The sequence below is a fragment of the Helicobacter pylori genome, assembly GCF_021062735.1.
Lineage (GTDB): Bacteria > Campylobacterota > Campylobacteria > Campylobacterales > Helicobacteraceae > Helicobacter > Helicobacter pylori_DN.
Map to the genome: position 1 here is coordinate 18,338 of NZ_JAHXLB010000016.1, position 14,452 is coordinate 32,789.

Sequence of the window (14,452 nt, forward strand, 5' to 3'; positions counted from 1 at the left end):
TAGAATAGAGCCGAGATATTCAACGAATTATATTCTACTAAAAAACCATCACTCTCAACTTCATCGTCATCAGTATCGCCTCTAAATGCCATTATAGTAGCTCTAATAGCTGTTAATACTAACCCAATAATAACAATAGGTATTAAAATAACTACTAGCCCCTAATCCTTATTTGTCTTTTACTTTAAAAATAATTTCTGCTATAAGAAATAAAATCCCTAAAGAAACCCCTTTTATGGAGTCCCTTTTTGAGCTTGCTCTAAAGCCATTTGTGCATGCTTGCAATCCTTTTTAAAAGACTTCGTGATAAAATTAACCTTAAGCGTCGAATCAAAGGCTTGATGGCATTTTTTAAGCTTGTGATCGCGCTCTTGCGGGTCTTGCAAGTAATATTTCACTGAATGCACAAAACTGAAATGAAACCCCATAGGAGGGATACGGCTATCTGGCGTACCTTCGCAAAAATCGCTGCAATAACTGCTTTGTGCCTTTAACCCTCCCAACACCACTAAAAATAAAAAAATCACCTTTTTCATCAATACTCCTTCAATCCTTTTTATCCGCCAAAATACACCAACGCTGAACCCCAAGTCAATCCCCCACCAAAAGCGTCTAGAAGCATTAAATCGCCCTTTTTCAAGCGCCCCTCTTCATAAGCTTCACACATGGCCATAGGGATACTGGCTGCTGAAGTGTTGCCGTATTTATGCACGGTTAAAAACACTTGCTCATCTTTAAAATCCAAATGCTCCCGCACCGCTTGGATGATCCTAAAATTAGCTTGATGCGGGATAAACAAACGCACGTCTTCAGGTTTGAGAGCGTTTTTTTCTAAGATCATTTCCGCATCTTTTAAAAGCGTTTTCACCGCCAGTTTAAACACTTCATTGCCTTTCATGTGCAAAAAAGGCTCTGAAGCTTCTTCTTTAGCGTTAAAGGGCGTGGGTTTTAGAGTCCTTGGCGTATAAAGATAATTAGAAAAATTCCCGTTCGCTGAAATCTGCACGTCTAAAATGCTTTCTTTTAAACGCTTGGTTCTGCCTATCACGCACGCCCCAGCCCCATCGCCAAATAAAATACAAGTCCCCCTATCTTTAAAATCCAACACGCTGCTCGTTTTTTCTGCCCCCACAATCAGCACATTTTCATACATCCCGCTCTCAACATAAGCCTTAGCCACCGATAAGAGGTAAATAAAACCCGTGCAAGCGGCTGAAATATCAAACGCCGGCTTGTTTTCAATGCCTAATTTCGCGCTCAACACGCAAGCGGTTGAAGGCATGGCCAAAAAATCAGGGCTTAAGGTCGCTACAACCACCAAATCAATGTCTTTTGGGGTTAAATGCGCTCTCTCTATGGCTTGTTTAGCCGCTATTACCCCTAAATCGCTGCTTTTTTCTTCATCGTTAGCGAAACGGCGTTCTTTAATACCAGTCCTTTTTTCTATCCACTCATCGCTGGTATCCAAAAATTGCTGGAACTCTGCATTTTTCACACGCTCGCTTGGAACATGCATCGCAATGGATTTAAGAGAGGCGTAAAATTCCATTCAATCCCCTTAACATAGTCATCTTTAAGCGTCTTGCTGATCACTTTGATGCGCAGAAACGCTAGGCTTCAAGCTCTCAAACGCTTGAGTAATCCTCAAACAAACCTGACTTTCAACAGCGCTAATAGCCTGATAAATCGCGCATTCAACCGCTCTAGCGTTGCTCTTGCCATGGCTAATGATCACGCTTTTATTCACGCCCAAAAGCGGTGCTCCCCCATATTCAGCGTAATCGGTTTTTTGTTTTAAAATACCAAACGCATTCTTAAGCATCAAAGCCCCCATTTTAGATTTAAAAGAGCTTTTAATTTCATCTTTAAAAATAGAGCCTATTGCGCTAGCGACCCCTTCTGTTGTCTTTAAGACCACATTCCCCATAAAGCCATCGCAAACCACCACATCCACAACCCCTTTGAAAATATCGCTCCCCTCCACATTGCCATAAAAGAAGTCATAAGCTTTTAGCATTTTATGCGTTTCTTTAACGAGCATGTTCCCTTTAATATCTTCTTCGCCATTACTCAAAAGACCCACCTTAGGGCTATCATAATGCAACACGCTTTTAGCGTATTCATACCCCATAAGAGCAAAATCAATCAAATATTCAGGCTTGCAATCCGTGTTCGCTCCTGCGTCTAACAGCACGCTAGGGCGTTTGCCAACGCTAGGCATCAAAGTGCAAATAGCAGGCCTTTCAACCCCCTTGATGCGTCCTAAACGCAAGGTGGCTAATCCCATAGTCGCTCCGCTATGCCCCGCTGAAATCAAAGCGTCAGCCCCATTTTTTAGAATATCCATGCCTAAGTAAATGGAAGATTCCTTACGCTTAATCGCCTCAGTGGCGGCTTCTTCCATTTTAATATAATCTTGCGTGTGGATCATTTCCACTTTGCTGGCTAACTCTTTAGAAATAAAAGGGGTTGCTTTGTCTTTATCCCCCACTAAAACCGCACTAAAACTCTTATTCTCTAAAGCCCTTGAGACTCCCTCAATAATGGGTAAAACCCCATGGTCAGCCCCCATTAAGTCTATTACAATTTTCATCATGCGTCCTTAAAAGGCTTGTTGCAATCCGTTGCAATTCTTTAAAATACTTTCTATCACTAAAGATAGCTTTTATATTAGTATTCTTTAGTAAATTTGTTAATATGGTGGGGAAGCTTCCAAGTGCCATCTTTGGCTTTCACAGGTTTAGCCAACTTAACGCTATAATGCGTGCGCCTTTTTGCCGCTCTTGTCTTACTCACTCTTCTATCAGGTACTGCCATAAATTCTCCTTCATTTCAATCTGCATAATGGTAGTCTAATTTGATAGACTCCACTTCGGAGCGTAAAATTTCGCTCAAATCAATAAAACCATTGAAAGATTCAATAACATCTAAATTATCAAAATCCAAACTTTGGCTTTGCATATCCCACAACCCGTCTGAAATATGCAAAACCAACGACTCATCAAGGCTTTTTTTAAACTCTTTACCGCTTGTATCGCAAATAAGCACCAATTCACCCTTAAGGTGCGCGTTCAAGCGGAACAATTTCGCCCCCACCCGCACAACTTCGCCCTCTAAAACCACTCCCTCATGCTCTAAAGAAAACGCTCTAGGTGCATTAAAAGCGATTTTACGCATTTCAAATTGCATGCTTATTTAAAACGCCCTTAAATCTTAAAGATCCCTAGCGGCAAAAAAGAAAGCGATTTCATTGTGCGCGTTTTCCAAGCTATCGCTCCCATGCACCGCATTAGCGTCAATACTTTCAGCAAAATCCGCTCTGATAGTGCCTTTTTGAGCGAGTTTGGGATCAGTCGCTCCCATAAGATCTCTGTTTTTAGCCACCGCATCTTCGCCCTCTAAAACCATAACCACTACCGGACCACTGACCATAAATTCTATTAAATCTTTAAAAAAAGGTCTCTCTCTGTGGATCGCATAAAAGCTTTCAGCGTCTTTAACGCTTAAATGCAAGCGTTTCATAGCAATGACTTCCAAGCCGTTACTCTCAAAGCGATCAATGATTTTGCCTACCACTTTTTTCTTAAGTGCATCAGGCTTAATAATAGACAGCGTTCTTTGTTTCAATTTAAACTCCTTGTGAATTGTTGATTATACAAAAATTTTTTAAAATATTACCCTTAAAATATTTTTTAACGCTTAAAGAACGCTTTAATCTCCTCAGCTTTGTTGGTTTTTTCCCAAGTGAATTCCTCTAACTCGCGCCCAAAATGCCCATAAACTGAAGTGAGCGAATAAATGGGTCTTAATAAATCCAAGCTTTCAATAATGCCTTTTGGCGTGAGTTTGAAAACCGATTTCACGCATTTTTCTAGCTCTGCGCTTGAATACTTGCTCGTGTTATGCGTGTTCACATAGATAGACACTGGCTCTATCACCCCAATCGCATAAGCAAGCTGCACGGTCGCTTTATCGCAAACCCCACTCGCTACCAAATTTTTAGCCACATAGCGGGCCGCATAAGCTGCGCTCCTATCCACCTTACTAGGGTCTTTCCCGCTAAACGCTCCCCCGCCATGCGGGCAACTCCCCCCATAAGTGTCCACGATGATTTTTCTGCCCGTCAAACCCGCATCGCCTTGCGGCCCACCGATAACGAATTTTCCCGTGGGATTGACAAAAAACTTGATATTGTCGTGCAAATATTCTTTGGGTAAAACCTTATACACGATCTCTTCAATCACGGCCTCTTTTAAATGCTTTTGCGAAACTTCTGGGGAATGTTGGGTGGAAATGACAATCGTATCAATGCTTACAGGCTTGTTGTTTTCATAACGCACGCTCACTTGAGACTTGCCATCAGGCCTTAAAAAAGGCAGAGTGTTGTCTTTTCTTTTTTGAGCCAGAGCGAAAGTGAGCTGGTGCGCTAAATGAATGGGTAAGGGCATGAGCGTTTCAGTCTCCTTGCACGCATAACCAAACATAAGCCCTTGATCCCCTGCCCCAATCTCGCCATCTTCTCTATCCACGCCTTGATTAATATCAGGGCTTTGCTCGCCAACGCCATTCAAAACCGCCGCACTCCTGTAATCAAAGCCATAAAGAGCGTCTGTATAGCCAATCTTTTTAACCACTTCTCTTGCAATCTCTTGCATAGGGGCATAAACAGAAGTTTTTAACTCGCCAGTGATCATGCAAAACCCGTTAGAAACTAAAGTCTCGCATGCGACTTTGGCTTTTTGATCGCGCTCAATGATGTAATCTAAAACCGCATCGCTGATTTGATCAGCCATTTTATCAGGATGCCCCTCGGTTACTGATTCAGAAGTGAAAAGAAAACTATCTTTCATTGATTGTCCTTATTAAAATAATCATTCGTATTCAAAATGGGCTTATTATAGCTTATTTCACAACTCCAACCAAACAACACACAAAAAACCCTAAAAAACACAAAAACAAAAATCTTTTTTAAGAGCCACAAAATAGGGGATTATTTGAAAAAAATAAATGATTTTTGGCATTCAAATACCCAAGCGGGTGGTTAATCTTTTTGTCTCACAAATCAACAAGCATTTTTAAAAGCTAACGCATTTTTAAACCAACAAACGCCTATAAAAGGGCGTTAAAACACGAAAGGAGCCTCAAAATATGAGACAAAAAAACGAGACAGCAACAAGCTTTAACCAGCTTATGGAGATCACACAGATCATGCAAGTGCAAAAAAGAAGCGTTCAAACTAGCGATAACGCCAACACAAGCGAGAGCGCAAGACAAAGCGCATTAAAGCCTAAATCTAAAGAGCGCGCTAAAAACCACGCTATAAAACCCACTAAAAGAGCCTTTAGTAAGCGGCAAATTACCACGATTAGAGACAACTCACAAGCCAGCGTTAAAAAAAGCCAAGAGACCCAACAAGGCGATAAACAAGCCAACCACGCGAACGCTTTTAAAAGCGATGAAGCCGAGCAAAGGGGGCAAGAATGAAGCCTAACAAAAAACTGAACAAGCCTTTAGAAAAAAAAGCGGATCGTTTTGAATGGGTTTTAATGATAGCGTTTAGCTTGATTTTAGCTACAGCTTACGCCTTATAAAGGGGTTATTATGAAAAACGCAAAGGGGGATACTATGAACGACAACAACCAAAACAACCACACTAAAGAAGTGTTTCAATACCTATCGTATCAAACGATCAAGGAAAGCGATGCGGATATAAGTTTTTTTGATTTCATTCAAAAATTAGAAAAACTCCAACAAACGCACACGATTAAATCCAGCGTTTGCAACGTGAGGAATAAGCGCGTAATGAGCTATTCTATCCTACTCCTCATCAAAAAAAAGGCGGTTTGAAATGGAACAAGAAAAACTACAACCGATCGATTTAGAAGTCTTACAAGCACTGTTTAAACAAGCGTATTTACCTAAAAGCGCCGACAAGATCTCAAAAGATCTCAACATTGATTACTACTACACGCTTAAGATTTTCAACAAGCTTGAAAAAAAAGGCTTATGCGATCAATGGATTGTTAATAAAAAGAAAGAAAGCGAAAAGAAAAACAACTATTACAAGGTTTGTTACTTAAACGATCTCGGTAAAGATTTATGTGCCTATTTGAAAGCCTTAAAAGGCTCTAAAACACACAAAAAGGATCAACAATGAACTATATCCTAAAACAACCCATGAAATTCGGTTATACGCAAATCTCAAATGAGATCTGCGATGATGAACGAGTCTCTGACATAGCGATAGCGATTTACGCTTATGTGAAAAAGCACGCAACCACTTTTAAACTCACTATTGAAGACATAGCTAAACGATTCAACAGAAACACTAAAACGATTTACAAGTATTTGAACGAACTTAAAGAGTTAGGTTATATTGAATTTGAAAGAGAACGCAAAAACGATGGAACATTCGGAAAATTTTTCCAATTCATCATGGGCAATTTTTCTAAAAACCCAAGCGAAAAACAAGACAAAAAAACCGCTCAAAAAGAAGCCAAAAAAGACGCTAACCACATGGAAAATAAATCCATGTGGATAAAACCACAAAAACAAGGCTCAAACGCCGACAATGCCGAAGCTCAATCCACAAGCACTTATTTTCCAGCGTTTACCTTAATAAAAGATCAAAATAAACATGAAAATATACGCGTGAGTGAAAATTTTTCAACTAAAAGATTTGAAGAAAAAAATCAAGATTGCACTAACCCAAGAGATCGTAAAAATCTTGATAGTGATTCTGCTTTTAAAAGTTCAAAAATCTCTAATCCTAGTTTATTCAATCGTTTTAGTGCTTTTTTTAGCTCTATTTTAGGGAATTTAGACACTAAACACCTAAACCAATCGAGAGGTTAGCCTTTGAAGAATTTTTGAATTATCGCAGCGAGAAGCACAAATTAAGCTATAGCACTAAAAAAGCTCTTTTACACCAAGCCGAAGCCTTGAAAGTGCAAGGATGCGATTTAGTGGCTTGTATCAACCAATCCATCCGCCGAAACTATAACGAAATTTATGAGGTCATGCATTTTGAAAAGCCAAGATACAGCCACAAAAGCGAAGCAGAACAACGCAACGACGAAATCATGGAACATTTTGATTACACGCAATGCAAGGGAAATCCCAAGTATAACGGCATGGTCATTTGGTAGGTGTAGATATGCGAGATTACAAGCACGCTAATGGGAATTTTAAGCCGAAGGTATGGACGAATAGCGTTTTACTTGAAAACGGTATTTTAGAGATTTTAGAAGCGCTCAAAATCATAGAAAACCGATCCCGAAGCCAAGTTTTAGAACGCTTGATCATTTTTTTCATAGAAACGCAGAAAGGACAAAGCAATGAAAAGGCATGGGAACGATCGCAACGAGCTTATAAAAGAACTCTTACTAACCAAACAAAAAAAAATCAGCTTAAGAGAAAGCAACTTGAAAGAATTGCAAAAGCTCAAAAGAAAAAACAATTACAAGCTAGTGCAAATTATCCGTTTAGCTTTTTTGAAAGGCCTTAACCAATTCAAAAAAGAAAACTTGTTGGTGCATTTGACCTTAAAGGAATTTGAAAGCTTTTTAGAAGTTTTAGAAGAAAAGAACCAAAAGAAACGATAGGAAGAAACGACATGGAAAATTTGATAATGAAAAGTTTTTTAGACTATCCCAAACACATAGAGGATTTTTTAGAAGGCATCAGTCTTAAAAGCTTTACGCCATTCAATCAAAAACTTATAAAAGTTTTGATAGGAATGAATCATTTAAACCAAGTGCCAAGGCTTGAAACGATCAAGCTTAGGATCGGCGAAAAGGAATTTGAAAGCGAAGAGTTTAAGCGCATTTTAGAAGCGGATAGCTACCCGGATTACTTGAACCTAAAAAGCGATTTTAAAACGCATTTGTGTTTTCAAATGCAAGAGACCCTCGCTAACAAACTCAAAGAAGCCACACGCAAGAGCGAGGTTTTTGATTACGAGTTTTTAAGCAAATACATTAATTTAGGAATTGTTAGGAACGGTAGGTATTTTTGGGAATGGGAGGAATATTTCAAAAATAAGCCTCCTATTGAAAAGATAGAAACCGGAATTAACTTTTTAGACTCTATCACTGAGGGAGGTATTGAATTAGGCCAAATGGTTTTACTCAGTGGTGATCCTGAAGCCGGCAAAACGCTTTTAGGCGTGCAGTTTTTGATGAACGCGCAAAAGCAGCACAAGGTAACTTATTTTGGGTTTGAATTTAGCGTTAGAAAGCATATTGAAACCTTGAAAAGCAAAAATTTCAATGTGAAAGCGGAAAATTATTTTATAGACGATCAAAGTTGCGAGCTTAACGATCTCATCTCACAGATTAGATCACTAGCTAAAGAGGGTCATAAGGTTTTTTTAATAGACAGCCAGATGAAGATCCAAGCGCCCATCGTAGGCAGAACGATCGAAGAAGAAATAGAAACTACTAAATTTACCGCATTAGGTGAAACCGCTAGGAGCTTGCAAGTGTTGATTATTTTTATCGTGCAAAATTCTAAAAGCGACAGCTACACGCCAACAGGATCACGCAAAGGTGGTCATGAAGCGCATTTAATGATCCGCATAGAACGGCTAAAACCACCCCAAATGAAGAGCATTAAAGATTTCAACGAGCGAAGCAAGCACCGAAGAATCGTTATTCTCAAAAACAAGCAAACAGGTTTAAGCGGTTATAGGTATGTAAAAAATGTTGATTATCGTTTTTTTGAAGTGGATTATTACGAGAAGGAACAGCAACCACCACAAGACGAGCATGAAGAGCATCAAGGTCCACTATGAAAATCACTAATTTAGATCCACTAAAAGAACGCATTCAAATCATGGAAGTTTTAGAGTGCTACATTGATTTATACAAAGTAGGAGCGAGTTTTAAAGCTTCTTGCCCGTTTCATGATGAAAGAAGCGCCAGTTTTATGGTAAGTCCTGAAAAAAATATTTACCATTGTTTTGGGTGTGGTGTGAGCGGTGATGCATTGAAGTTTTTGCAAGAATACAAAAAGTTAAGTTTCATTGAAGCCGTTGAAGAAATAGCTAAAATCTATAATTACTCTTTAGAGTATGAAAGCGATGCTAAAACCGAACGCAACAACCAACTAAAAGAAATTTTAGCGTTTGCTAACAACCTTTTTAAAGAAAGGATTAAAACCGAGCCGAAAGTGTTGAACTATTTAACGCAAACGCGCGCGATCAGTTTAGAAATGATAGAGGCTTATGATTTAGGTTATTGTTTGCATGGTGATTTAGAAGTTTTGAAAGAGCGATTTAGCGAAAGTGATTTGATCGCATGCGGTCTTTTTTCTAACAGGAACGAAGACAAAGAATTAAGAAGCTTTTGCAACTACCGCATTACAATCCCATTAAAAGATCGCAAAGGCCACATTAGAAGCTTTAGCACGAGGCTTTGTATCCCAAGACTTCTACAATCCAACAACGCCCCTAAATACATTAACGGCAGAGAAACGCAAATTTACAACAAATCGTTTTTTTTGTTCAACTACTACCGAGCGATAGAATCTATCAAACAAAAGAAGCAGGTTATTATATGCGAGGGCTTTTTTGATGTTCTAGCTTATGAGCATTTTGATTATAAAAACGCCATTTGCACGAGCGGGACCGCATTCACTAAAGAACACTTAGCGTTTTTGAATAAGCTTAGTGTGGAATTGTGTTTTAGTTTTGATAACGACGACTCAGGAATAGAAGCCACCATTAGAGCGCTTGAATTGTGTTTGAAAAATCACATTACCAACATGAGCGTGATCAAGATTAAAGATCCTAGCGTCAAGGATTTAGGAGATTACCAAAAATTAAACAAACGCCCTAATTTAAGCAAGATTAACGGCTTTAAGTTTTATTGCGCTTATTTGTTAAGAGCAGAGCTACTCACGCCGCAAAAGGATTTAAACTACAAACACATTTTAAAAATTCTTGAAGTTTTTGAACCTTTCACGCAAAGCGATCTAATCAAAATCTTAAATTCATTTTTAGAACAAAAAAACATTAAACCCATTAGAGAAAAACAGAAACCGGCTAAATTAGATCTACTAGAAGCGCGGATTTATTCTACAATGCTACAAAACGAAGAGTTTAGATACATTGCAAGGCATTATTTAACGCCGAGTGATGTTGGTTATCCTACATTCTTTAAGCGGCTTGTTAGCGGAGATTTTAGGGGTTTAGACTTTTTAAAAAAATTTAAGCCTATTGATAAAAGCTATCAAAAAAGCGCTATTGTGGAACTCAAAACTAAAGGCTTAAAACATTCTTTAGCGGACGCTTTAGATCGCAAGGATTACGCTTTAGCGGAAGCGATAAACGCTAAAATTAAAGAAATTCAAGAGGTTTAGCATGAGTTGGATTGACATAAGCGTAGGATCGGGATCTAGCGGATCGGGATTTAGCAACAACTTCTTAAGCGGTTTTATCAACTCTTTAGGGAACGCTTTAAGTAACGCAAGCTCTAGCGGAGGCTTAAGTGGCTTCCCACAGAAATTTTGGGATGAAAATCATCAAATCGTAGGATACTATGATGATTCGCAAGGCTATTATTCAGTGATTAAAAAATTCTTAGCAGAAAAAAACTACTATTCTAATGAAAGGCTAAAAAACGCCATTGAACGCGTTCTAAACCTACAAAACCGCATTAACAGCCTAAATAACGAAATAAACGCTAAACAAAACGCTATTAACCACCTAAACCACGAAATCCACCCACTAAACCAAGAAATCCATAAGCAACAAGAAGCGCTAAATAACCTAAACCAAGAAATAGCAGGCTTGAACAATGAAATAACCGCCAACGCAAACGCAATAAGCCAAGAACAAGAAAAATTAAACGCTTTAGAATTACAAACGAACGCTAAAAAGCAAGTTGAAAAAGAAATTAAAGAAAGCTTGAAACAATTAGAAAAGCTCAAACAAGAACTCAAACGCCTTAAAAAACAATCCAGATGGAAGACACAATTTAATTTTTTGACCGATAACCCTCCTAACATAGAAGCCAAGCAACAACACGCACTAAATCAAACACGCCAAGAAAACGCGCGAACGAACTTTTTTTTAACCAATCCTTATGCAATACTCCCTAAAGGCTTTATTTATGAATACCATAACCCAGGTAAAGTTACCTATAACGCTCTAAACGCGCCTAACAACATGGACGGCATCAATAACCAATTTAGAACGAACGCCTTAAACCAGGTTTTATGTAACAACTATCAAAAGTTTTTACCGGGTAATGATCGCTACAACGCTCTAAGAGATACAGAACAAGTGAAAGCCTTGAAGTTTTACGATTTAGTGGTAAACCACAAAAGCGAGAAGTTAGAAAGCGCCTTATTTTTCAAACAAGTTTCCCAATATTCAAAAGGCTTAAGGCTTAAGATCCTAACAGCGCCAATCAATAAGAAAGATTTAGCAAAGATTGAAAAGTTAGAAAACACCATTAACCAGGAACAAGAACGTTTAAAAGGAAAAGACTTAAACGCTTTAGCACAAGAAATCCTAAAAGAGCAAGAAAACGCCCTAAAATTGAAAGAAAGCATTAAAGCCAAGCAAAAACTATACCGAAACGCTAAAGAACGCTATAAATCAAAAAGAACAAGCAAAAAACCCTATAGAACAACAAAAGCAAAACCTAGAACACCAACGCAACGAAAAAGAGCGAGAAAAACAAACCATAGAAAACGCTAAACGAAACCTTGAGCAAGAAAGAAACAACCTAAATAATGAGATTAACGCCATAGGGAACGAACGCCTAACCTTCAAAAATTTTTTATATATACAAGAGTATTTAAATGACAACGGGAGAGGAAGATCCTACGCAATGGCGACTTTTAGCGATAAGAACGAATCTATAAGAGAATACTATGAAATAGAAACCAAGATTAAAAACATTTTAGGATTTTATCGGATCGGTGAAAGCGAAGAACGGTTTTTAAAGCGCTTTTTAGAATTAAGCCCACAACAACAGAACGAACTAGGACGGCTATTACTTAAAGAATAACCCTTAAAATCAAGCGTTTTTTTTGCTTAAATAATTAAAATGATTTAGGAATGATGCATGCAAGGATTAGAAAATAGCGAAATTGATTTGAAAAACTTACCCAGCACGCCACTATACCCGCTAAAAAATCCCATTCTCACGCCTGAGCAATTAGAACAAAAAAGAAAAGATCTTATTATAGATCTCAATCAAAAATCCAAAGAACTCAATGAGTTAGGTTTATTAGACAAGTTAGGTAGTTTTGTAGGGTATCAAACCGACAACGCCAAAGAGCGAGAAAAACAGCTAACCGACCTTAAAACGCAAGCTTTAGACAGCAAGCTAGAATTTAAAGACTTGCCCAATGCGATCAAAGATGATTATTACAATAAAGCCGAAACAAGCCTTTTTAACCCGCTTAAAACCAAGAACGAGATCGCCAAAGAAGACTATCAAAAAGACTTACAAAGAAAAGCGATACTAAACAAAACGACTAAAGAACTCACGCAAAGCGATAAGGACTTAATCAGCGATGATAGCGGTTTTTTAAATAATGCGCTTGATGCTATTACAGGTAAAAGCGAAGTTGAAAAGCTTAAGAAATACAAGGAAAAAGAAAAAGCTAAGGACATAACCAAAGAAATACAGAAAGCCTATTCAGCCTTTAGCAACATTGACAAGAACAAGGACTTTTTTAGTCTATTCACAAGCGAAGACAAACAAGCGCAAGAAAAAGCTAAACAAGATTTTGAAACGATAGCTATTAACCTTTATCATTTTGATGGCGTGATCTACAATGAAAAAAATGAACCTTTTGTAACCAAAGGTGATAAGGTTTATAAGATTAACGACGGCTTTATAGACAATTTCACGCAAAACCTTTTAAATAATAAGTTTTCCATAGCCGGGAGTGTTGCCGGTGGTATCACAGGCGCTAAATACGGCAAGAGCGCGGGAGCTTTAGGATTAGTGGGAGGTGCGATCGCCGGTGCAGCCTTAGGAGCAACAGTAGGAGCCGCAAGCGATGCGATAGTAACTAATTTAGCGCTTGATAGAGAGAATAAAGCCGATGAAATCATAAGGCATGCGTTAAGTGAAGGCGCTTTATCTTTAGCGACCGATACGATCATAGGAGCCGGTAAGGTTTTAAAACCGCTTGCTAAAGCGCCGTTAAAATTAGCGGAAATGAGCATGCCGTTTCAATTCACTAAAAACTTTTTCACCGGTAACGCCAAGCGCGCCAGCGAGATCATAGAAACCACGCTATCTAAAGAACAGCAACAAGCCTTAAAAGAATTTAGCGCGCAGTTTGGTGGCGAAACCAAGATTAACCAAGAAAGCGGTAAGGATTTTTTAAGAGACAAGCTACAAAGCGTTTTTAACGGCGATGAAAACAAGCTTAAAGCTTACGATAAAGTGAAAGAAATCTTAACGCTAGACAACCACAAAGAACAGCAACAAGCCTTCATAAGAGCGATCCGCAGCGATGAAACCGGCAACACTTTAGCGTTTTTGATTGAAGCGGCTAACTTAAGCCCTAAAGCTAACGCTAATTTAAAATCCATTTTAAACCAAACGACCGAGAATTTAACCAAATCCTTAAAGCAGTTTGATTTAAAAGATTATGAAATAAAAAGCGTTTTTGACAATTTAGAACAAGGAACCAAAGAAAGCTACTACAAAGCCTTGAACGAAATCATAGGAAAGCTATACGACGACAGCTATAAGGTGAATTTAAGAGAGAGCGTGCAAGATGCAACGAATTTTCAAAAGTTTTTAAACGACTTGAAAGCGCAAGGAGAAATTGATCCGCAGGCTAAAAGCTTTTTAAGGCAGATTGAAGAAAATGTATATAACCCAAACGGTGTTACTTATGAGCAATTGAAGAACTCACGCCAGCTAATCAACGCTTATTTAAGGAATGTCAAAGATCCTTCTACTTTAGGATATATCCAAAAAGCGAGCGCTAATTTTCTAAAGAACGACATAGACAACGCCATAGAGAGCCTACTCAAGCAAAACAAAAGCGCTTATAAAAAAATTAGCGAACTCCATAAAAGTGCTATTAGCGATTATAGGGAAATGAAGCAGGCTTTAGAGCTAGTGGATAAGGCTAAGATACGAGACAAAAACACGCAAGAAAGCGACGCTATCAATAGTTTAATGAAAATTATCAAAGGACAAGGTCAAAAGGATTTGACCAATTACCAAGCCTTAACGAAAGGCTTACAAGAAAGCGATAAGGAACGTTTAGAATTAAGCATGCTTAACCGCTTGATGGAACAAAGCCTAAAACAAGATGAAAGCTTAAAAGTGTTTGACAGCGCGCAGTTTTTCAACAAGCTCAACGAGTTTAAAGACGAAGTTTTTACCACAAAGAAGGCTAAAGAATACATTGATATAGCGAGCGGTTTTCATAAGCTTTTTAAAAATGATGCAAAGATCGCAAGAAA

General features: G+C 38.4%; 13 protein-coding genes and 3 pseudogenes. 9 read left to right on the plus strand and 7 right to left on the minus strand.

Translation table 11 applies throughout. The features are described 5' to 3' along the window. Nucleotides 1–233: 233 nt before the first annotated feature. The 7 genes from KX581_RS06990 to metK all read right to left on the minus strand — a co-directional run bounded on the left by KX581_RS06990 (nt 234) and on the right by metK (nt 4,850). Nucleotides 234–536 (minus strand): hypothetical protein, encoded by a 303-nt coding sequence (locus KX581_RS06990; protein ID WP_120981736.1) that lies wholly within the window; start codon nt 534–536, stop codon nt 234–236. A 20-nt stretch (nt 537–556) separates the two neighbouring features. Further along, complete coding sequence (fabH, locus tag KX581_RS06995; protein WP_231175957.1) at nt 557–1,549, minus strand: ketoacyl-ACP synthase III; 993 nt, start codon at nt 1,547–1,549, stop codon at nt 557–559. Nucleotides 1,550–1,573: 24 nt separating this feature from the next. Then, nucleotides 1,574–2,593, minus strand: a complete 1,020-nt coding sequence (plsX, locus tag KX581_RS07000) for a phosphate acyltransferase PlsX (protein ID WP_001874891.1) — start codon at nt 2,591–2,593, stop codon at nt 1,574–1,576. Between the two features lie 77 nt (nt 2,594–2,670). Next, nucleotides 2,671–2,817: a 50S ribosomal protein L32 gene (gene rpmF, locus KX581_RS07005; protein ID WP_000290431.1), complete on the minus strand. Its 147-nt coding sequence runs from the start codon at nt 2,815–2,817 to the stop codon at nt 2,671–2,673. Nucleotides 2,818–2,832: 15 nt separating this feature from the next. Beyond that, complete coding sequence (locus KX581_RS07010; protein WP_120873152.1) at nt 2,833–3,189, minus strand: DUF177 domain-containing protein; 357 nt, start codon at nt 3,187–3,189, stop codon at nt 2,833–2,835. A 24-nt stretch (nt 3,190–3,213) separates the two neighbouring features. Beyond that, complete coding sequence (gene ndk, locus KX581_RS07015; protein ID WP_100966098.1) at nt 3,214–3,627, minus strand: nucleoside-diphosphate kinase; 414 nt, start codon at nt 3,625–3,627, stop codon at nt 3,214–3,216. A 65-nt stretch (nt 3,628–3,692) separates the two neighbouring features. Continuing rightward, entirely contained in the window at nt 3,693–4,850 is a 1,158-nt protein-coding gene (gene metK / locus KX581_RS07020) for a methionine adenosyltransferase (RefSeq protein WP_078285029.1), read from the minus strand. A 298-nt stretch (nt 4,851–5,148) separates the two neighbouring features. Here metK and KX581_RS07025 point away from each other — a divergent pair, with 298 nt between their 5' ends. From KX581_RS07025 to KX581_RS07065, 9 genes and pseudogenes are all read left to right on the plus strand, one after another. Next, nucleotides 5,149–5,484: a hypothetical protein gene (locus KX581_RS07025; RefSeq protein ID WP_231175958.1), complete on the plus strand. Its 336-nt coding sequence runs from the start codon at nt 5,149–5,151 to the stop codon at nt 5,482–5,484. 141 nt (nt 5,485–5,625) lie between these two features. Further along, nucleotides 5,626–5,847 (plus strand): hypothetical protein, encoded by a 222-nt coding sequence (locus KX581_RS07030; protein WP_231175963.1) that lies wholly within the window; start codon nt 5,626–5,628, stop codon nt 5,845–5,847. A gap of 1 nt (nt 5,848) precedes the next feature. Further along, on the plus strand, nt 5,849–6,157 hold the full coding sequence (locus KX581_RS07035; RefSeq protein WP_231175959.1) for a hypothetical protein: 309 nt from the start codon (nt 5,849–5,851) through the stop codon (nt 6,155–6,157). Continuing rightward, nucleotides 6,154–7,148: pseudogene (locus KX581_RS07040) on the plus strand (helix-turn-helix domain-containing protein). Before KX581_RS07035 ends, KX581_RS07040 begins: the two are co-directional and overlap by 4 nt. A gap of 189 nt (nt 7,149–7,337) precedes the next feature. Continuing rightward, nucleotides 7,338–7,604, plus strand: coding sequence for a hypothetical protein (locus KX581_RS07045; RefSeq protein ID WP_231175960.1), 267 nt, complete (start codon nt 7,338–7,340; stop codon nt 7,602–7,604). Between the two features lie 11 nt (nt 7,605–7,615). Continuing rightward, entirely contained in the window at nt 7,616–8,794 is a 1,179-nt protein-coding gene (locus KX581_RS07050) for an RAD55 family ATPase (protein WP_231175961.1), read from the plus strand. Further along, nucleotides 8,791–10,362 (plus strand): DNA primase, encoded by a 1,572-nt coding sequence (gene dnaG, locus KX581_RS07055; protein WP_231175962.1) that lies wholly within the window; start codon nt 8,791–8,793, stop codon nt 10,360–10,362. The genes KX581_RS07050 and dnaG overlap by 4 nt, the downstream gene beginning before the upstream one ends. A 1-nt stretch (nt 10,363) precedes the next feature. Then, nucleotides 10,364–12,020: pseudogene (locus tag KX581_RS07060) on the plus strand (AAA family ATPase). A gap of 57 nt (nt 12,021–12,077) precedes the next feature. Then, nucleotides 12,078–14,452 (plus strand): annotated as a pseudogene (locus tag KX581_RS07065) (DUF3519 domain-containing protein); the annotation flags it as partial.